The sequence below is a fragment of the Candidatus Binatia bacterium genome (assembly GCA_026415395.1).
Taxonomy (GTDB): domain Bacteria; phylum Desulfobacterota; class Binatia; order HRBIN30; family HRBIN30; genus HRBIN30.
The window spans coordinates 533,902-552,936 of sequence record JAOAHD010000007.1 but is presented as its reverse complement, the minus strand read 5'-3'; the positions used below and the strand labels follow the sequence as shown (position 1 = coordinate 552,936).

The following is a 19,035-nucleotide window of genomic DNA, read 5'->3' as shown; positions in this document are numbered from 1 at the left end:
GGAGAGCGGGGCGCTAGCCACCGTTGGGGACAACGTCGTTCGGCCTAGCAGCTCACACGATCAAACACCGGGGCTTCCCAGCGGTCTGCCCGTGTGGAGAAGCACAGGACGAACAACCACAATGCTTCCACGCGCCCTTGTTTCTCCCGAGGTAGGACAACGCCTGCACACGCCGTTCAGTCGGTGGATGTTCCCGGCGGCAGCTCGATTTCCTCGTCCTCTGGGGTTGCACCCGTTTTCTTGGCTTCCCGCCGTTGCAGGCGCTTGCGCATTTTCTCCTCTTGCTTAAGTTTGCGCGCCATTTCCTTGCGGCGTTTCTGGTCTCGCTTGAACGTCCTTCCGCCTGCCATCCTGGGGTGCTCCTTTCCGTGCCCGCGATCTACCGATACCGTCCCAGCACAGGGACACCGGACTGCGCTGCGGACTCCGAGCAGGCGAGACGTTACCACCATTCCGTTTCGCTCGCAAACGCACATGCCCGCGCAAGCCCGTGCCGCTGAGTTCGCGCGCGCGCCAATGGTTTGCAGACTTCGCCCGGCACCCGCGCTATAAGCCGCGGCAATCGCAGCGAGGATGAATGGTATGACGCGAGATGAAAAACTCCGTTTAGCCGTAAGCGTGGCGCGCGCGGCGGCGCGCTCTGGGGAGTACTGCCGCCTGGAGAAGCTCATCGAAGTGGTGTTCCGCAAGCTCGATGAGTTGTCTCCCTCGGAGGACGAAGAAGAGGTCGACCGTGGGTTCAAGCTCTAAGGCGCGGGAAGGGTTCGCGAGGCTCCTCGGTCGCCTTCTCGTTGTGGCCGGATTCTGCGTTACCGGCCTGGCAGTGTTTGCTGCGCCACCACTGATCGACGTAAGTGTTGTTCCGCTGTACGTCGGCGAAGAAGTGACCGTGGAAGCCCTTGTGAAAGCGGGTCGGCGCGAGGCCAACGTCGTGCGGCTTGAGGTCGGCCACGCCCCCACGGCGGTGGATGTGGTGCTTGTCGAAGGGCTGCTGAGTCGTTTTCCTCCGCATGCCGAGGAGTACTTTGTGGGCAAAACGATTCGCGCCAGTGGCCGAGTGCGGGAGTTCCGCGGCAAATGGGAAATTGTCGTTCGTGACCCGCAAAATATCGCAGCCGTTCTCAGCAGCGGTCGAGGAACGGCTGCGTTGCCGACCAAGGAGTCCACGGTGCAGGCGTCGCCCGGTGTTCCGGCACCCGACTGGCAACAAAAGTACGCTGAGTTGCAAACTCGGCTGCAGCTCTTGGAAGCGAGGCTGGAAGCGTTGCAGTCTCCGCCTGCGCCGATGGTCCCTTCTGCGGCGGCCGGAATAGAGCAGATTTGCGAGGAACGCTTGCGCAAGGTGGAGTTCCGGCTGCGGCAACTTGAACGCAAGATCGAGGGGAGAGAGTAAGCCTTTGGTGCCAACGGGAAACCAACGCCAGCGACTGCGCTCGCTACTCTCTTTCACACTCAAGTTCGCGGTCACGATTGCTGCTTTCTACGTGCTGCTGCAGCATCCGGTGCACTCGTCGAGCGGCGAACAAGTTTCCGCGCTGCAGGCGATCTTAAACTATCTCCCGCGCATCGATCGAGCCACGTTTTGGTGGTTTGCACTGCTCGCCTTCGTGGTGCGTACAAGCGGGATGGCCTGCTCCATGCTGCGGTGGAATTTGTTGCTCCGCGGGCAAGGGCTGTGCTTTCCCTTCTGGCACGTGGTGACGACCTTCCTCATTGGCCGGTTTCTGGGGACCTTCTTGCCCTCGACTATCGGCTTGGATGGCTACAAGCTTTACGATGCGGCCAAGTACAGTGGCCGAAGCGCGGAAGCCGCCGCGGCCACGGTGGTGGAAAAAGGTCTGGGCATCGTCGGGATTTTTCTTTGCTTTCTCGTCACCTTCCCCCTCGGCCAAACCATCCTCGGAGCGCGTGCGGCGATGGTGGGGTGGGTGACTATCCCCGTCGCCGCGGCGCTGACGCTCATGTTTTTTGCCGTCCTTTTCCATCCCCGCTGGTTACTCTGGTGGCTCGATCTGATCCCTGGATTGCAGCAAGGCCGCATTGGAGGCTTCGTCACGCGGCTGCATTCCGCCGCTGCAGCTTACCGAGGACAAAAACAACGGCTGGCGATAGCCGCGGGTTTGAGTTTTTTCGTGCACTTCCTGACAGCGGTGACGTACTTCTTCACGGCCATCGCCGTGGGAGCACACCACGCGGAATTCTGGGAGGTAATCTTCGCCTCCACCATCCAAATCTTCGCCACGGTCATGAGCCCGTTTACGATTGCCGGTGAGGGGGTGCGGGAGATTGTCCAAGCGCTCCTGCTGGCCCACCGGATTGGTTTGGAGACGTCGATTTTGTCTGCCGCCCTCGGATTTTGGGTGGCAGAGGCACCCACCCTCACCGGCGGAATTTTTTACCTCATGCGGGATGCCTCCTATCGCCCTGCGGTTCGCATCCAGCCGCCAGCCGCAGTGGCTGCAAGCGGCAATGGAACCGACGCGCCGCCAGTACTTCGCGAGTCGAGCTCGCGCTAACCCGGCTGCCGAACTGTTGCTTTACAAGCTTGGCAGCCTCGAGTAAGAGCAAGCGCGCGAGGAACGCGTATGCAGCTTGCGGTGGATGAAGCGGATGTTCGGTTGTTGCTTTCCGTCTTGGAAGCACACGCACTCACGCTGTCTCACGAGATCCACAAGACGGCGACACGCGAGTTCCGCAAACGCCTCGAAGAGGAAGAGGAGCGCACCAAAGCGCTGATCGAACGGCTGCGCGCGCTCACCGACCAAAACAGTTGAGCGGGGCGTCGTTCCTTCCCAGATTCTGCAACAGATAAAGCAGCCAGCCACCAGACGCGGTGTCGCCAGAGGGTCCTTGGCATGGGCGCCGCTTGGGGTCTCGGCTCTACTCCTCGTCACCCGAGCCGTCGTACCTGGCTGGAAAGGTCCTCGTGCGAGGCGAGAACTGCGGTGAACCGCCAGGGCCCCGAGAGTAACGAGGCCTTCGCCGCCGAGGAACGCCGGTTTTCGTGCCGTCACCCTTTGCAAAAGTCCTGCGCCACATTGAGTAGGCAAACGAATCGCGATAAACACTGCGCCCGTGTCGACGCAAATTTCGAGCGAACTGAGGAACTTGGCCCGTTACCGTGAGGCGTTGCGCAAGTTGTTCCGCGCCACCGAGCTCGCCGCCCGGAAAATCGGTCTTACTCCCCAACAACACCTGCTGCTGGTCGGCGCGGCTGGCCTCGGAGGCACCGAGGGGGTCACCATCTCGCGCCTCGCTGAGTTTCTCCAGCTCCGGCACCACACCGTGGTCGAGCTTGTCGATCGAGCCGAAGCTCAGGGGTACGTGATCCGCAAAGAAAACCCCCGCAACAAGCGGGAAGTCTTCGTGGTCGTCACCCCAGCAGGCCTGCGCAAGCTTCGCCAATTGGCCACGGAGCACCGGCGTGAATTGCAGTTCATGCGCCGCCGCATGGACATCTTGGACATCGAGAAAGTCTCCACCCGCGGCCCCCGCCGCCCATGAGCAGGCACGGGCGGCTGCACTTTCGATGTGTCTCCACGTGTGCGCGGCTGCCCTAGGCCGCTTTCTTCGTTCCCGCACACGGCATCGTTGCGCAGTGGGTTGGACAGCACACAGTGATCCACGCCACTCATTCGCGGCAACGCGGTGGTCGCGAATGCCGAGCTTATGCTTTGGGCGTTTCTGGTCCCCACCGATCCCCACGGGCGGTTGGGTTGATGCGGAAACCGAAGCCTTGTTGGTCTCTGCTCCCAAGCGAAGGCCACGTGTCAACTTCCAAAGTTATGACGAGGCCGCCCCTCACCGCCAGAAGCCGTCCGGCAAGGAGGTGGTGCGAAAGATGACGATTCCGGTCGAGCGGCCACCGGGAACATCGATAAAAGTCAGGTCGCGGTTCCGCGTCCATGAACTATCTGCGTCTCCACGCATGTGCCAACGCACGGCCAACGAGGCTCTCCACGAAGTTAGCGAAACTCAGCTCGGCACTCGGCTTCACAGAGTTGCCGGATTCTCGTCCGGCTCCACGCGGTGAAAGGATCAAGCATGTCGCGGCGTAAAGTCGCTCGGCGAAAACCCGCGCACCCATTCGCTCACTCTTGAAAGTTAACCGCACCATCGCATGACGGTGCGTCTGCGCCCACCGGCACAATCCCTCCGTAGCCATCCCTACATCGCAGCGCCGACTTTCGCACCTAGGACCCCTCACGGCTAATCGGCGATCCGGGCATTGCGAGGCTATACCCCGCGCCGATACACGGCCTGGTACCGCAGGTAGTGGGTCCAGACGCGTTTGACGTAGTCGCGGGTTTCCCGGTAGGTGATCTCTTCCACGAATTCGTCGGGCGGCTGGCCACGGGTCCGAGCGGCCCAGCGCCGTGCAGCTTCTTCCCCGCCGTTGTATGCCGCCATCGCCAGGAGCGGGTCGTCGGCAAAACGGTCGAGCAGCTCCCGCAAATAGCGCGCGCCGAGCGCGATATTTTGCGCGGGGTCGAACAGGTCGATCGCCTCGGGGCTCAGCCCCACGGCTCCCGCAACTTGCGCTGCCGTGCTGGGCAAGAGTTGCATGAGCCCGCACGCTCCCGCAGATGAGCAGACTTGCGGATCGAAGAGACTTTCCTGCCGCATGACCGCCCAAACAAGCAAGGGATCCAAGCGCTGGATGCGCGCCGCTTCGGCGACCAACGGGTAAAACGCTAGTGGATATTCTATGCACTGCCGTTCCTCGCCAGTAAAGTCGCGCCAGTAGCCCACCGCCCAGAGGGCATCGGCCCATGCATTGGTTTTCGACCACGCCGCAATCAGAAATTGCCGCCACGCGGGATCGCTCGGTACTGCATCTCCAGTAACGGCCCGGAGCTCCTTGCGAGCCAACCCCTCAACTCCTACGGCCAACAAGTGCCGCCAGCGTAGCAAGTGAAATGGATTCGCACCCGCCGGCGCCTCTGCAACCAGCTCCGCTGGCGGGGGCACACTGAGTCCAGCCAGGCGGAACGGCAGCGATCCTTGGCCACGGAGTCTCCGTTCCGCCAGGTAGGCGTAGTAACGCGGGCGCCCTCCCGCCAGTTGGCGATAAAGTTGATGGGCTCGCCGCTCTTCGCCGAGGGCCTCGCGCGCCCGCGCGAGCCAGTAGCGCCCGCGCTCGTCGTCAGCGCCCAGCGCTTCGAAATGGCTTGCAGCCGCAGCAAAATCGCCCGAGCGATACGCGATCCACCCCTCCCACCAGCGGATCTCGCGGCGGGCGTCAGGATTCAAAACGAGGCGTTCGCCCTCTTTGAGCCGCGTGCGCGCCCGATCGAAGTCTCCACTGGTGTAAGCAATCCGCGCGCGGGCGACTAAAGCCTTCGGTGCCTGGTCCGACGCTGGGTAGCGACGCACGAGCTCGGCAAACACACGGTCGGCCGCGGCATCACGGTTTCGGTTCCACAACACCGAGCCCATGCGGAACAGCGCCGCCGGGGCGGTCCGCGTGTCCGGAAACCGCCGTGCAACCGCCCACCAGCCACGGAGAGCGTCCTCCCACTGGCCGAGACCATAGGCCACTTCCGCCAGCAGCAGGACGGCCCGCGCCGCAACCTCGGCGTCCGCCGACTTGGCCAACGGCTCGGCGAGCGCACGCGCGAGTTGCCAGTCGCGGTCGCGAAGCGCCCACTCGGCTTCGGCCAATGCGTCACCCGCGGCTGGCTGCAAAGTGGGGAAGGTGGTGCGCAAGGCGGACAAATACCGGCGTGCCCGTTCACGCACGCCGGCAACTCGCGCCTGCTCCCACACCTCGCGATAGGATCTTGCCGCGGCCGCGTAGTTGCCAGCACGTTCGTCGCAGCGGGCCAACACCAGGGCTGCGCGCTGGCGAAGCTCGGGGGCAGACGCCGACGATTGCACGCGCCAAGCCCAGCCCTGTGCTCGCTCGCACGCACCCGCCTCTTCGTTCCATTCCGCCAGCAAGGTTGCGGCTTCAGCGAAGAACACACTGGCCGGATAGTCTTCGGCCACACGCGCCATCGCTCGCTTGGCATCGCCTCGCCGACCCAAGCGTTCAGCCGCCAGGCCGGCGTGAAACCAACTGTGATCCGCCAACTCGGGATACGCGTACGCGAGCCGCAAGAACGCTGAGTAGGCCTCACGCTCGCGCTTTTTCTGCCACGCCTGCCAAGCCGAGCGGAACTCTTGCTGCTTGACTTCCTCTCCCTGCCAGCGCAGCCACACCACCCGGGGGTCGCTCCAACGGAGCGCCCCGGTCCACTGGCAACCGACACTGGCGATTGCCAACGCCAACAACCCCAAGCGCCACATGAGCGCTGGCGTTAGCAAAGTGCTTCGCTTGCAGCGATCCACCGAGTTTGCGAACAAAGTTTCGACATGTCGACGCGACTCGTATTGGCTTCTGCATCGCCACGCCGGCGGGAACTCTTGACGTCGCTCGGCGTGGACTTCACCATCGCTCCCGCCGACCTTGCCGAGCAGCCCCGCACCGGAGAGCGGATCAACGACTATGTGGTGCGACTCGCCAGCGAAAAGGCGTTGGCGATCGCACACCGATTCCCGGAAGCCTTCGTGCTCGGTTGCGACACAGAAGTGGAACTCGACGGCGACATTTTGGGCAAGCCGAGCGGAGAAGAAGAAGCGGCAGCGATGTTGCGCCGCCTAGCGGGTCGTACTCACCGGGTGTGCACGGGTGTTTGCCTTGCTCGCAGTGCGATGGTCCTCGAATCCTTTGCCGTGGAGAGTTTCGTGACCTTCAAGAACCTGGATGGCGCGACGATTCGAGCCTATGTCTCCACCGGCGAACCGCTCGACAAAGCCGGAGCGTACGGAGCCCAGGGGCAAGGCCGGATGTTGATCGAGCACATCGAAGGTTCCGTGACCAATGTGATCGGCTTGCCGGTTGAGGAAGTCGCGCGCTTGTTGCGGCGCCACGGGCTGCTCCGGGCTGCCGTCTGGCCTGCAGTGGGGGAATGACCCAGGACATCCCCGCTCGCATCCGTGCGATTCGCGACCAAATTGCTCGAGCGGCTGCTCGCGCTGATCGCGCCCCGGAGGATGTGCGGATCGTCGCTGTCGCCAAGACCCAACCGCCAGCCACGGTGCAGGCGGCAGTGGATGCCGGGATCGAAGACATCGGAGAAAACTACGTGCAGGAGGCACAAGCCAAGGCTGCGAGCGTTCACGGCACGGTGCGCTGGCACCTGGTCGGCCGTCTGCAACGGAACAAAGTGAAAGCTGCCCTGCAGCTTTTCTCCCTGATCCACAGTGTCGACAGCGTTGCCTTGTTGAACGCTTTGGAAGCGCGGGCACGGGACGCAGGACGGACCTCGGTGGACGTGCTCTTCGAGGTCAATCTTGCCGGTGAGGCGAGCAAGGCCGGGGTGGCGCCGGACGCTCTTGAAGCGCTGTTTGCCGCTGCGCTCCGCTGCCCCCATGTGCGCGTGTGTGGGCTCATGTGCATTCCCCCACCGCCCACCAAGCCCGAGGATAGCCGCCCCTATTTTCGGCAACTGCGCGAGCTGCGCGACTACTGGCAGCGGCAGCTTCCCAACGCGCCATTGCACGAATTGTCGATGGGAATGAGCGATGATTTCGCGGTGGCGGTGGAAGAGGGAGCGACGTTGTTGCGGATCGGGCGGGCGATTTTCGGCGAGCGGCGCTCGGCGAGGTAACTCTTCCACTAGAGCCGAAGCCAGTCAGGCGCGAGGAGATCGAGCACGGAAGGAGGCAAAACACCATGGCGCAAGCGCGAGCAAACAGCCGAACGAAAGCGGGAAGCAAGCCCGAGAAAAAGCAGTTACCGAACCTCGGCTTCATTGGCGCTGGCAACATGGCGAGTGCGATCATGCGAGGCTTGCTCAGCGCTGGGCTGGCATCGCCCTCTGCAATCGTGGCAAGCGATGTCGACACAGCCAAACTCACCGCGCTGAAACGGCAACTGAAAATCCAACCAGCGGCCTCGAATCCCGAAGTGGCCGACCGCGCAACCGTGATCGTGCTGGCGGTGAAACCTCAAGACATCGACACCGTGCTCAACGACCTCCGCGGTGTCGTGACTCCGCGCCACCTGCTCATCAGTATCGCCGCCGGCGTAGGAACGACGAAAATCGAGCATCTGCTCGGCGAAGAGGTACGGGTGGTGCGCGCCATGCCGAACACACCGGTGCTGGTGGGAAAAGGCATGACCGTACTCGTGCGCGGCCGCTTTGCCACCGCCGCCGATCTCAAACTTGCCGTGCGAATGTTTTCGGCAGTCGGTGACGCTGTCGACGTGCAAGACGAGCGCATGCTCGATGCGGTCACCGGCCTCAGCGGCAGTGGTCCCGCCTATGTCTATTTGCTCGCTGAGGGATTGATTGCCGGCGGGGTGGCCGCCGGGCTCACGGCAGCTCTGGCGGCACGCCTGACCTTCCAGACGATCGCCGGGGCCGCAGCTATGATGCAAGAAACCGGACAGCCGCCCGAAGCGCTGCGGGCACAAGTAACCTCTCCGGGCGGCACGACCCTGGCGGGCTTGAGTGAGCTCCACCGTCGCGGATTCAAAGACGCCTTGGTCGCAGCAGTGGTGGCCGCCACGCGCCGCTCGCAAGAACTTGGGCGCAAATAACCGGTCCCCCATGTTCCGCAGCCAACGGCCATTCGGAATTGGATTTTGCGCCCAGCGCTCCCTCGTGTTGGCCCAGCGCGGCATGGTGTGCGCAAGCCAGCCACTTGCAGCGAGCGTCGGGCTGCAAGTGCTGCGCAGCGGAGGGAATGCCCTCGATGCGGCGATTGCCACAAACCTCGCACTGTGCGTGGTCGAGCCCTACAACACTGGCCTCGGCGGCGATTGCATGCTCCTTTACTGGCATGCCGGGGAACAAAAGCTCTATGCCCTAAATGGAAGTGGACGTGCCCCACAAGGCCTAACCGCCGACCACCTTGAGGCTCTCGGTTACACGGCAATGCCGTTGATCGGGCCCCTCAGCATCACCGTGCCCGGGGCCGTGCGCGCCTGGGCCGATGCGCACGCGCGCTTCGGCTGCATGCCATGGACACGCCTGTTCGAAGGAGCGCTCGACTATGCCCAAAACGGATTTCCCGTCACCGAAGTAATCGCTTGGGAATGGCAAACGATTTTGCATGCCGGCATCCTGCAAGACGAGCACGCGCGCCAATGGTTTTCCATCCACGGTCGGCCACCGGAGCTCGGCGAGATTGTGCGACTCCCGGCTCTAGCTCGTTCGCTGCGCGAATTGGCACAAGGCGGACCCGACTGGTTTTACAGCGGGCCGTTTGCCCACGCAGCCGCTCCCGCCGTGGGTGAGCAAGGGGGCGTGCTCACGGCGGCAGACTTTACCGACCATGCATCGCAATGGGTGGATCCCGTGGAGACGAGCTATCGCGGCTATGTGCTCGTTGAGCTGCCACCGAACACGCAGGGACTAACTGCGCTCCTCGCCCTCAACATCCTCGAAAACTTCGACCTCCCCCGTTACGAGCCGGGCGCTCCCGAAGTGCATCACTTTCGCATCGAAGCCGTCAAGCTCGCGTTTGCCGATCGCAATGCCCATCTCGCCGACCCGGAGTTCGCCCCCGTTCCCGTGCAAAGGTTGCTCAGCAAGGACTACGCGCAAGGTCGCGCCGCGCTGCTCAAACCCACGCGGGCCCTTGCCCATGCTCTTACCGGCAAGCTGTTGTCGCAGGGCGATACGGTATACCTCACCGCCGCGGACAGGAGCGGCAACGTCGTGTCGATGATCAGCAGCTTGTTCTTTCCGTTCGGCTCAGGCGTTGCCGTGCCCGATGCTGGCGTGGTGTTGCAAAACCGCGGCGCCGGATTCGTCCTCGACCGCAACCACCCCAATTGCGTGGCCCCGCGCAAGCGCCCGCTGCACACGATCATTCCCGCCATGCTGCTGCGCGATGGTCGCCCCGTGGTGTCGTTCGGCGTCATGGGTGGCGACCACCAAGCGCAAGCTCACGTGCAAGTCGTTTCCCAGTTGGTCGATTTCGGGGCGAACATTCAAGAAGCACTCGACCGCCCTCGCTTTCACGTGCTCGAAAGAAACCGCGTGGCGTTGGAAGAAGAGTTCGAGCCGGCGCTTGGCCAAGCCTTGTCGGAGCGCGGCCACGCACTTGCCGACCCCAACGAAGTTCGCCTGCGCGGTGGCTTCGGCGGCGGGCAGGGGATCATGATCGCTCCGCACACGGGAGCGTACTGGGGTGGCTCGGACCGCCGCAAAGACGGCCTTGCCCTCGGCTTCTGAGCCGCAAACGCCTTGATTTGGCGCGGGCTTCTAGTCCAAGTTGCCAGCGGAGGGTTCGGCCATGTGGACTGATCAGGAAGCCAAGGAGCAAATCATCCAAATCACCAACGAGCTCTTCGCCCACGGTTTGCTTACCGCTACCGGTGGCAACATTAGTGCGCGGGCCGCGGACGGCGAGACGATTTGGATTACACCCAGTCAGCTTTACAAGGGCGGCCTCCACGAGGAGGACTTAGTGCGGATCCGCCGCGACGGCTCCGTCGTCGAGGGCGCACGGCCGCCATCGGTCGAGTGGCAAATGCACTGGGGAGCTTACGAAGCCCGGCCCGACACAACCGGTGCCGTACATACGCATGCCCCCGTGGCCACGGCCTTTGGGATCACCAACCAAGTGTTTCCCCCGATTAACACCGATGCGATTTTCCTCCGCGATACGCCGCTCGTGCCGTGGTACATGCCAGGCTCCAAGGAATTGGCCGACGCAGTACACGAAGCCCTGAAGCAAAGCCGTGGGTGCATCTTGCAAAATCACGGGCTCATGACCGTCGACAAAACCCTGCGGAAAGCCGCCACCCGCGCCATGATGATTGAGGAGACGGCAAAAATCGTGCTGTACGTCAAGCAGTTCGGCGGCACGGTGTCGTACATCCCCGACGAATGGGTAGAGCGCTTGGCTCCGCTCGCGGATTTCATCTAACCGCTCGCCCGCCGCGCTGTGGCGGGACTACCCCCGATGCCACGCACACAAGCGTTGCGCTCACCCCGGATACTCTCTCGTCAAGTCCCGTGCCCGCACACCGGCAGTAAGCCGCATGCTTGCAAGCCTACGCAAATTCGGGAATGCGATCTTAAACCAGGAATGAAGCGATCGCACGAACTACGCGAGCTGACCAGGCTGCGGAAGCAAGGCAGCGAGGGCATCGGGGGCGCTGACCGGTGCCGAACACGTAAACCCCTTACAAACGTAGGCCACTGCGGTGCTGCCTTCGGCAAGGGATTTTCCCTCCACGACGGGCAAACGATTCTTCCCGTCACCCGGCCAGGTGACCACCAGCAACCGGTGCGGCAGGTAGCGCGCGCGCACCACGCCGGCGAGCTCGTCGCCGCTGCCGCGACTCGCCACCGCCACGATCACCTCGCAGGGCCCAGTCAGATACATCGCCGCTGCGCTCAGGAGGTTCGCAAAGCCGGAAGGCTGAACGCGCATGGTGGCCGCGTAGGCATCGAGCAACGCCTTGGCGCGTTGCTCGTAGATGTCGTTTCCGGTCAAATGCGCCAGGCGCAGCAGCGCCTGACAAGCCACGGAATTTCCCGAGGGGATGGCGCCATCAAACGCCGGCTTGCTGCGTACGATGAGTTGCTCGTGACGATCGCTGGTGAAGTAGAAACCAGCCCGGTCGTGGTCCCAAAAATGCTCCAGCAGCTCGTTGGCTAAGCGTTCAGCGCGCTCGAGGTAAGCAAGCTCCTGCACGGCTTGAAACGCATCCACGTACGCGGCGCACAAGAACGCCACGTCGTCGAGGTGGGCAGGGTATTTCGCCATGCCTTCCGCGTAAGTGCTGTGGAGACCGCTCGGGAGCCAAAGCCGTTCTTCAATAAACCCTAACGCATCCCGCACAATCTGGGCGTAACGCTCCTCCCCCAACACCTCCGCAGCCAAGGCAAAGGCAGAAATTGCCAAGCCGTTCCATGCGCACAGGATCTTGTCGTCGCGAGCGGGCGGCACACGCCGCTGACGAGCGGCAAACAAGCGCTGACGGGCAACCTCGAGCGCCCGCGCCACCTCTTCCGGCGGCCGCCCGAACAACTTCGCTAATTGCCCCACATCCAACGTAACGTGGAGCACGCTGCGGCCGTGTTCGAAGTTGCCCACCTCGCTGATCCCCCAGTAACGACAGGCAAGGGCCCCGACGTCTGGGCCGAGCAAGTCCATGACCTCTTGGGGCGTCCAGACGTAGAACTTGCCTTCTTCGCCCTCGCTGTCCGCGTCTTGCGCGGAGTAAAAACCTCCTTCCGGAGAGCGCATCTCACGTACCAAGTAATCTAGAGTTTCCCGCGCAATCCGAGCAAACAGCGGCTCCCCGCTGGCTTGAAACCCGTGCAGGTAGAGGCTGGCGAGCAATGCGTTATCGTACAGCATCTTTTCAAAGTGGGGCACGAGCCAGCGCTCGTCGACCGAGTAACGGTGAAACCCACCCCCGAGCTGATCGTAAATGCCACCGCGCGCCATGCTCCTGAGCGTGTGCAGCACCATGTCGCGATAGCGCGAGTCGCCAGACAACAAGAAATGATGCAGCAAAAACTCGAACACCGAGGCGTTGGGGAACTTCGGCGCCCCTTGCAATCCGCCGTACTGCGCATCGTAGAGCGCGGACAGTCGAGCAGCAGCATGATCGAGGAGCTCCCGCCCCCACGCTGCATCGCTCGCTTCCGGCACTTCCACTCGCTGCAGCGCTTGTACAAGCTGATCGGCTGTTTTGAGGACCTCGCCGCGCTTTTCCCTATAGGTTTGCGCTACCGCTAAGAGCACGCGGCGAAAGGCGGGCAAGCCGTGACGATCCACCGGCGGAAAATAAGTTCCACCGTAAAACGGCCGCCCGTCGGGACATAAGAACACCGTCAAGGGCCAACCTCCGCGACCGGTGAGGAGCTGCACCGCGGTCATGTAGATGTGGTCGACATCCGGGCGCTCCTCTCGATCCACTTTGATGTTCACGAACAGTTCATTCATCAGCCGCGCCGTTTCCTCATCTTCGAACGACTCGCGCTCCATCACATGGCACCAGTGGCAGGCTGAATAGCCGATGCTGAGAAGAATCGGCTTATCTTCGCGGCGAGCGCGCTCGAAGGCTTCGGGGCCCCACGGGTACCAATCCACGGGATTGTGCGCGTGCTGGCGCAAGTAAGGGCTCGTTTCCTTTGCCAATCGGTTGGTGTGGTGGGTCATGCGCTCGTCCTTTCGGAGGACTCGACATCCTCGGTCCAACGATCGCACCTTCCGCTGCCAAAGCAAGTAGAAGTCCGGCACAAATCTCCTCACCGTGGTTTCCGCGTTTGGGACGGTTCCGTATTTGCGAAAGCGAAACGGTACTCTCTGCACGGGCAGGGTCTTCATCCTCGCGGTGAAGCGGGAGCGAGTTTCACGCCCGACCACAGCAGTCAAACTCCGTCCGGTTATTCCTTGCACGGCCCCCTCCGCCGGGCTGGAATTGGCGATGCATTTGTGACCAAGTAGAACGCGACTGCAAAGGAGGACACGTGGGATTCCGTCCGCTGCCAGCCGTCGAGCCACCCACTGCCGCGTTCTGGCGTGCCTGTCGCGAGGGCCGCTTAGAGTTTCGCTACTGCCCTCGCTGCCGCTGGTATATCCACCCGCCGCGTCCACTTTGTCCGCACTGCCATTCGCGCGATCTCACGGTTCGCAGCGTCTCGGGCAAAGGCTGGGTATACTCGTTCACGGTTAACCACAAAGCTTGGTTCCCCGGGCAAGAGGTGCCCTACGTAATTGCGCTGGTGGAACTCGTCGAACAACCGGGGCTTCGCCTCACGACGAACCTCGTTGAGTGTGCACCCGACGAGGTTCGAATTGGTCTTCCTGTGCAGGCGAAATTCGAGCCTCTGAGCGATGAGGTTGGTTTGCCGTTGTTTGTGATCGACCGCGAGGCGCAGCTCGCATCCGCGCACGGGACTGCCCCGTCTCCACCGCAACCTGTTTCGGAGCCGACCCCTGCGCCAGCGGTCAACACGCGCGGCGAACCCCTCGAGCGTCGTGCGGTGCTCTCGGGTGTCGGGCAATCGGCGATTGGGCGGAGGCTATTTCGTGACGATCTCGACCTTACCTGCGAGGCAGCTTTAGCGGCCATTTGCGATGCTGGGCTCGAGGTGCGCGACATCGACGGAATTGCCGCGTATCCCGGGCCGGTGTCCAATGTCCCCGGATTTGCCGGGCCGAGTATTTACGATGTGCAGGATGCTCTCGGGCTGTCGGTGCGTTGGCATTTGGCCGGGCTGGAGGGTCCGGGTCAAATCATGCCGATCATCGCTGCGGCACTGGCGGTGGCGTCTGGACTCGCCCGCCACGTGCTCGTGTACCGCACTGTCACCGAGGCCACGGCGGCCGCGGATACCGGCCGCCGTGGTATCGGCGCTGGGGCGCGGGAAATCACTGGCTTTGCCGCCTTCCTCGTGCCTTTCGGGGCCATGTCTGCCGCCAACTGGCTAGCGCTGTATGCGCGGCGGCACATGCACGAGTACGGCACGCAGCGCAAGCACTTAGGCATGATCGCACTCACGGAACGCGAACACGCGCGCATGAACCCAGCCGCGGTGTACCGCGAGCCACTGACTTGGGAAGATTATTGGAGTGCGCGTCTCGTGAGCGAGCCGTTTTGCCTGTACGATTGCGACGCCCCGGTGGATGGCTCCACTGCGGTGATTGTCTCCGCAGCGGAGTGCGCGCGCGACCTCGCCAAACCGGCCGTGCACATTCAAGCGGTAGGTACAGCATTGGGCCGCCGGCCGATTTGGGATCAGTGGCCCGACCTCACGACCATGGCGGCCCACGACGCCGCGCAGCACTTGTGGAGCCGCACCACCCTCAAACCCAGCGACGTCGACACGGCACAGCTCTACGACGGGTTCAGCTTTTTGACCTTGGCTTGGCTCGAGGCCCTAGGATTTTGCGGCAAAGGAGAGAGTGGCCCCTTCGTCGAGGAGGGCCACATTCGGCTGGGAGGCTCGCTGCCGCTGAACACCTGGGGCGGGCAGTTATCCGGCGGCCGACTGCACGGCTTTGGTTTCGTCGCTGAGGCCATCCGCCAACTGCGCGGCGAGTGCGGAACGCGGCAGGTATCGGACTGCGAGGTGGCGGTCGTGGCGGTCGGTGGCGGCCCCGTGGCTGGCTGCATGCTGCTCACGCGCGGATAACCGTCAGCGGGTCTTGCGGGAACTGGACTGCTTTTGCGGTGGGCTCTAGAGAGGGGCGTTACGAAGGAGTACCAACCATGAACGAATTCGTGCGGGTGGCATCGGTGAGCGAAATTCCTCCGCAACGAGGCAAAGCATTCGAAATCAACGGCCGCTCCATTGCCGTGTTTCACACTCGCGACGGTAAATTTTACGCCATCGAGAACACGTGTAAGCACAAAGGTGGTCCACTTGCCGAAGGGGATTTGGACGACCACACCGTGTTTTGTCCGTGGCACGGATGGGCGTACGACGTCGTCACTGGCGAGTGCCTCGAGGATCCCGAGTCGTCGGTCGAACGCTTCGAAGTCAAAGTCGAAGGTGACAACATTTGGGTGCGTGTCTGAAGGCACCCGCCAGCGCGGACTGACCTGAACAACCATGCACACTGCTGGCGCCTTGATCACGATGGGCATCCCCGGCCCGCAACTGGACGGCGCCACGCGGGAGCTCCTCGAGCGGGTGAAGCCGGGTTGCATCGTGCTGTTCCGCCGCAACGTGGATGCAGGCTTCGATGCGCTGCAGCGCCTCATCGCCGATCTTCACGCGCTGCCCTGGGAGCCGCTTGTGGCCATCGACCACGAAGGTGGCCGGGTGGTGCGCTTGGGGGAACCATTCACGCACTTTCCGCCGATGGCCGTGGTCGGAGCGCGAAACGACCCCGCGCTCGCCCACGATGTCGCGTTCGCCATGGGACGGGAACTGGCCGCCGTGGGATTGGACCTGGTCTATGCACCGGTCCTCGACACTCTCAGTTGCCCGGCGAATACCGTGATTGGCGACCGTGCTTTCGGCAGCGAGGTCCAACGGGTGGCTCGTCTCGGTGCGGCGCAAGTGCGGGGATTTCTCGCTGCGGGTATCCTCTGTTGCGGCAAACATTTTCCTGGGCACGGCGACACCGACGTCGACTCGCACTTTGACCTGCCGCGCGTCACCGCCGACATCGACGTGCTCCGGCGGCGCGAACTCGTGCCGTTTCGCACCGCGATCGAAGCCGGGGTGCCGATGCTCATGACCGCCCACGTGCTTTACGCGGCAATTGGCCACGACACGCCAGCAAGCTTCGATTCCTTTTGGCTGCGCACCGTCTTGCGCGACCATCTCCGCTTTCCCGGAGTCGTCGTCAGTGACGACTTGGAAATGGGCGCAGTAACGAAACGGATGCGTCCAGCGGAAGCCGCAGTCCGTGCCATCTCTGCCGGAGCCGACGGTGTGCTGATCTGCCAGAGCGGAACGGCAGCTTTGGAGGCTGTAAAGGCCCTCACTGCAGCGATCGAGAGCCAGCCTTCCTTGCGCACGGGTGCAGAATCCGCATGGCAACGCTGGCACGCGCTGCGCGAGCGACGTTCGAAGCTACCGCGCCACCCTTGCCCGCTGCCGTGCGCCGAGCATCGCCGTCTTGCCGAGTCGCTTGCGTGAGTGGCGGCGGAGGGCGAGAAGAGCGGCCGCACACCACCGGGTGCGGGGGACTCGTGGCCAACGAGCCCGCTAGCGCGAACGCTACCCGGAACAGCTCCTCCGCGCGGCGTATACGGACCGCGGATCTTTGCCGTCCCCGCAGGAGAAGCCTTGGGCCCGAGACGGCAATTCTCGCCTCGCAGCGGGACTTGTTTCCACCCGTGCACCGTGCGAGCGGAGGCAGCAAGGAGACGATGCGATGGCGGACCTCAGTGGAAAGTTTGCCTTGGTCACCGGATCCTCGCGCGGCATCGGTCGGGGCATTGCCTTGGAATTAGCCCGTGCGGGAGCCAACGTTGCCGTTCATTATCGCCGCGAACGGGAGGCGGCAGAGGCAACGGCGCGCGACATCGAAGCCCTCGGGCGAAAGACCGTCGTGGTGGGGGCCGATGTGAGCGAATGGACGCAAGTGCAAGCGATGGCGGAGCAAGTGCTTGCCGCGTTCGGCCGGCTGGACATCGTGGTGGTCAACTCTGGCGTTGCATCTCGTCCAGCACCCGTTTGGGAGATGGATATCGACCACTGGCACCGGGTAATTGCCGTCGACCTACACGGCGCTTTCTATACCTGCCGCGCCACCGTTGGCTATCTCGTGCGCCAAGGCTCTGGAGCCGTGATTTTAGTTTCGTCAGTCGGTGCCGATCTCTGTGCGCCGTTTGGCGCACCGTACTACGCCGCCAAAGCTGCGGTGAATGCGCTCACCAAGACTCTGGCAAAGGAGTGTGCGCCTGCAGGAGTCCGAGTGAACGCCATTGCCCCTGGCCTTATCCACACCGACATGGGCGAACGGATGCTCCGCGCCCACGGCGACGCAATTCTGTCCACCATTCCCCTCGGACGGGCTGGCACGCCGGAAGAAATCGGCAAAGCCGCGGTGTTTTTGGCTAGCGACGACGCGGCCTTCATCACCGGAAAAATTTTGCGCATCGACGGTGGCGCCTGGATGTGACTTGCGTCGGCCTTAGCGCGGCTCGCAGTGGCGAGGGCGGATACGGTCGAGTAACATCGCCGGGCAACGGTTCGCTGGAGCAAACCATGCAGCACGAATTTCGCATCCGCACACAGCGCAAAACCGAGCTGGTGGACATCACCGGACGAGTGGCGGACATCGTGCGCCAAAGCGGGATCGAGGAAGGTATCTGCCACGTTTACGTGGCCCACGCCACGGCTGCCTTGGTGATCAACGAAAACGACGACCCCAACGTGTGCACGGACTTCCTCGAGTGTCTCGACAAGCTGATCCCCCACGGCATTTGGCGGCACGACCGGATCGACAACAACGCTGCCGCCCACATCAAGGCAGCGCTCTTGGGGCCGAGCGAAACGGTTCCGGTGCACGCCGGGCGGCTGGTGCTCGGCACCTGGCAAGCGATCATGCTGGCGGAGCTCGACGGTCCGCGCGAACGCCGGGTGATTGTCACGGTTCGATGATCCGCCGATGAGCACGGCCCGCCCCGACCGCCCCGCAAACTTCGCCGACCGCCTGATCGCACGTGTGCGCGAGCTCGGACACCCGCTCTGCCTCGGGTTGGACCCCCATTTGCCGCTCATTCCGCCGCTTTTCCGCCGCGGCACGATGGAGGCGCACGACCCGGCCACTGCTGCGCAAGTGGCCCAGTTCCTTTGCACCGTGTTGGATCGCTACCGTGGCTTTGTTGCCGCCGTCAAACCGCAAGTGGCCTTTTTCGAACAAATGGGGGCACGCGGGTTTGCGGCACTGGAACAGGTGATTGCTCACGCCCGCTCGCACGATTTCTTGGTCGTGCTGGATGCCAAGCGAGGAGATATCAACTCCACTGCCGCAGCGTATGCGCAGTGCCTGAGGCCTGAGTCGCCGCTGCGATGCGATGCATTGACCGTGAACCCCTATCTCGGCAACGACGCACTCGAGCCCTTCGCGCAAGCAGCGAGCGAGTGCGGGGCCGGCGTGTTCGTGCTGGTCAAAACCAGCAACCAAGGTGCTGCGGACCTGCAAGATCTCGAGTGCCGGGGCCAGCGCCTGTTCGAACGGGTGGCATCGTTGCTTGCCCCAAGGTCGCTAGCGTTTCGAGGTGCGAGTGGTTGGTCGTCCTTCGGTGCCGTGGTCGGAGCACGCTATCCCGAGGATGCCCAACGAGTGCGCGAGCTTCTTCCGCATGCTTTGTTCCTCGTGCCGGGCTTTGGCGCGCAGGGGGCCGATGCCCACGCCGCCCTCGCCGGGTTCGTCGCTGGTCCGCACGGGCGCGAGGGCGGCATTGTCAACTCTTCGCGGGCGTTACTTTTCCCATCCGGGAGCAACACCGACAACGCACGGGCGTGGGAGCAGGCGATCGACACCGCTCGCGACCGCACCATTGCAGCGCTGCACGCTGCGGTCCAGCGCATCAGCTAATACCCGCCG

20 protein-coding genes are annotated in these 19,035 nt (G+C 63.3%); 16 read left to right on the top strand and 4 right to left on the bottom strand.

Features of this window, described 5'->3' with window-relative positions; genetic code table 11:
* Positions 1 to 176: 176 nt before the first annotated feature.
* A complete protein-coding gene (locus N3C12_06900) occupies positions 177 to 350 on the bottom strand; it encodes a hypothetical protein (GenBank protein MCX8072160.1) in 174 nt (57 codons plus the stop codon).
* Between the two features lie 232 nt (positions 351 to 582).
* Between N3C12_06900 and N3C12_06895 the strand changes: the two genes are divergently transcribed.
* From N3C12_06895 to N3C12_06875, 5 genes are all read left to right on the top strand, one after another.
* Positions 583 to 750 carry a hypothetical protein gene (locus tag N3C12_06895; GenBank protein ID MCX8072159.1) on the top strand — a complete coding sequence of 56 codons (168 nt, stop codon included), beginning with the start codon at positions 583 to 585 and terminating at the stop codon, positions 748 to 750.
* Positions 734 to 1,393: a hypothetical protein gene (locus N3C12_06890; protein MCX8072158.1), complete on the top strand. Its 660-nt coding sequence runs from the start codon at positions 734 to 736 to the stop codon at positions 1,391 to 1,393. Before N3C12_06895 ends, N3C12_06890 begins: the two co-directional genes overlap by 17 nt.
* A 7-nt stretch (positions 1,394 to 1,400) precedes the next feature.
* Positions 1,401 to 2,516 carry a flippase-like domain-containing protein gene (locus tag N3C12_06885; GenBank protein MCX8072157.1) on the top strand — a complete coding sequence of 372 codons (1,116 nt, stop codon included), beginning with the start codon at positions 1,401 to 1,403 and terminating at the stop codon, positions 2,514 to 2,516.
* A 69-nt stretch (positions 2,517 to 2,585) separates the two neighbouring features.
* Positions 2,586 to 2,774, top strand: a complete 189-nt coding sequence (locus N3C12_06880) for a hypothetical protein (GenBank protein ID MCX8072156.1) — start codon at positions 2,586 to 2,588, stop codon at positions 2,772 to 2,774.
* Between the two features lie 301 nt (positions 2,775 to 3,075).
* On the top strand, positions 3,076 to 3,504 hold the full coding sequence (locus tag N3C12_06875; protein ID MCX8072155.1) for a MarR family transcriptional regulator: 429 nt from the start codon (positions 3,076 to 3,078) through the stop codon (positions 3,502 to 3,504).
* A 297-nt stretch (positions 3,505 to 3,801) separates the two neighbouring features.
* Here the strand turns inward: N3C12_06875 and N3C12_06870 are convergent, their stop codons facing one another.
* Positions 3,802 to 3,930, bottom strand: coding sequence for a hypothetical protein (locus N3C12_06870; protein MCX8072154.1), 129 nt, complete (start codon positions 3,928 to 3,930; stop codon positions 3,802 to 3,804).
* Positions 3,931 to 4,236: 306 nt separating this feature from the next.
* Positions 4,237 to 6,291: a transglycosylase SLT domain-containing protein gene (locus tag N3C12_06865; GenBank protein MCX8072153.1), complete on the bottom strand. Its 2,055-nt coding sequence runs from the start codon at positions 6,289 to 6,291 to the stop codon at positions 4,237 to 4,239.
* A 66-nt stretch (positions 6,292 to 6,357) separates the two neighbouring features.
* On the opposite strand from N3C12_06865, the gene N3C12_06860 reads away from it, so the two are divergent.
* The 5 genes from N3C12_06860 (at position 6,358) to N3C12_06840 (ending at position 10,929) form a co-directional block, all read left to right on the top strand.
* Positions 6,358 to 6,957 carry a Maf family protein gene (locus N3C12_06860; GenBank protein ID MCX8072152.1) on the top strand — a complete coding sequence of 200 codons (600 nt, stop codon included), beginning with the start codon at positions 6,358 to 6,360 and terminating at the stop codon, positions 6,955 to 6,957.
* A complete protein-coding gene (locus N3C12_06855; GenBank protein MCX8072151.1) occupies positions 6,954 to 7,655 on the top strand; it encodes a YggS family pyridoxal phosphate-dependent enzyme in 702 nt (233 codons plus the stop codon). Before N3C12_06860 ends, N3C12_06855 begins: the two co-directional genes overlap by 4 nt.
* Positions 7,656 to 7,720: 65 nt before the next feature.
* Complete coding sequence (gene proC, locus N3C12_06850) at positions 7,721 to 8,590, top strand: pyrroline-5-carboxylate reductase (GenBank protein MCX8072150.1); 870 nt, start codon at positions 7,721 to 7,723, stop codon at positions 8,588 to 8,590.
* Positions 8,591 to 8,600: 10 nt separating this feature from the next.
* On the top strand, positions 8,601 to 10,232 hold the full coding sequence (ggt, locus tag N3C12_06845) for a gamma-glutamyltransferase (GenBank protein ID MCX8072149.1): 1,632 nt from the start codon (positions 8,601 to 8,603) through the stop codon (positions 10,230 to 10,232).
* A gap of 61 nt (positions 10,233 to 10,293) precedes the next feature.
* Positions 10,294 to 10,929 carry a class II aldolase/adducin family protein gene (locus tag N3C12_06840; GenBank protein ID MCX8072148.1) on the top strand — a complete coding sequence of 212 codons (636 nt, stop codon included), beginning with the start codon at positions 10,294 to 10,296 and terminating at the stop codon, positions 10,927 to 10,929.
* Positions 10,930 to 11,109: 180 nt separating this feature from the next.
* Here the strand turns inward: N3C12_06840 and N3C12_06835 are convergent, their stop codons facing one another.
* Entirely contained in the window at positions 11,110 to 13,179 is a 2,070-nt protein-coding gene (locus tag N3C12_06835) for a thioredoxin domain-containing protein (GenBank protein ID MCX8072147.1), read from the bottom strand.
* Positions 13,180 to 13,490: 311 nt separating this feature from the next.
* Between N3C12_06835 and N3C12_06830 the strand changes: the two genes are divergently transcribed.
* The 6 genes from N3C12_06830 to pyrF all read left to right on the top strand — a co-directional run bounded on the left by N3C12_06830 (position 13,491) and on the right by pyrF (position 19,026).
* Positions 13,491 to 15,158 carry an OB-fold domain-containing protein gene (locus tag N3C12_06830; protein ID MCX8072146.1) on the top strand — a complete coding sequence of 556 codons (1,668 nt, stop codon included), beginning with the start codon at positions 13,491 to 13,493 and terminating at the stop codon, positions 15,156 to 15,158.
* Between the two features lie 77 nt (positions 15,159 to 15,235).
* On the top strand, positions 15,236 to 15,544 hold the full coding sequence (gene nirD, locus N3C12_06825; protein ID MCX8072145.1) for a nitrite reductase small subunit NirD: 309 nt from the start codon (positions 15,236 to 15,238) through the stop codon (positions 15,542 to 15,544).
* Between the two features lie 34 nt (positions 15,545 to 15,578).
* The gene (gene nagZ, locus N3C12_06820; protein ID MCX8072144.1) at positions 15,579 to 16,616 is read left to right on the top strand and encodes a beta-N-acetylhexosaminidase; all 1,038 of its coding nucleotides are present in this window, start codon (positions 15,579 to 15,581) and stop codon (positions 16,614 to 16,616) included.
* Positions 16,617 to 16,854: 238 nt separating this feature from the next.
* A complete protein-coding gene (locus tag N3C12_06815; GenBank protein MCX8072143.1) occupies positions 16,855 to 17,604 on the top strand; it encodes an SDR family oxidoreductase in 750 nt (249 codons plus the stop codon).
* Positions 17,605 to 17,690: 86 nt separating this feature from the next.
* A complete protein-coding gene (locus N3C12_06810) occupies positions 17,691 to 18,086 on the top strand; it encodes a secondary thiamine-phosphate synthase enzyme YjbQ (protein MCX8072142.1) in 396 nt (131 codons plus the stop codon).
* Positions 18,087 to 18,093: 7 nt separating this feature from the next.
* Positions 18,094 to 19,026 carry an orotidine-5'-phosphate decarboxylase gene (pyrF, locus tag N3C12_06805; GenBank protein MCX8072141.1) on the top strand — a complete coding sequence of 311 codons (933 nt, stop codon included), beginning with the start codon at positions 18,094 to 18,096 and terminating at the stop codon, positions 19,024 to 19,026.
* The last annotated feature ends 9 nt before the right edge of the window (positions 19,027 to 19,035 follow it).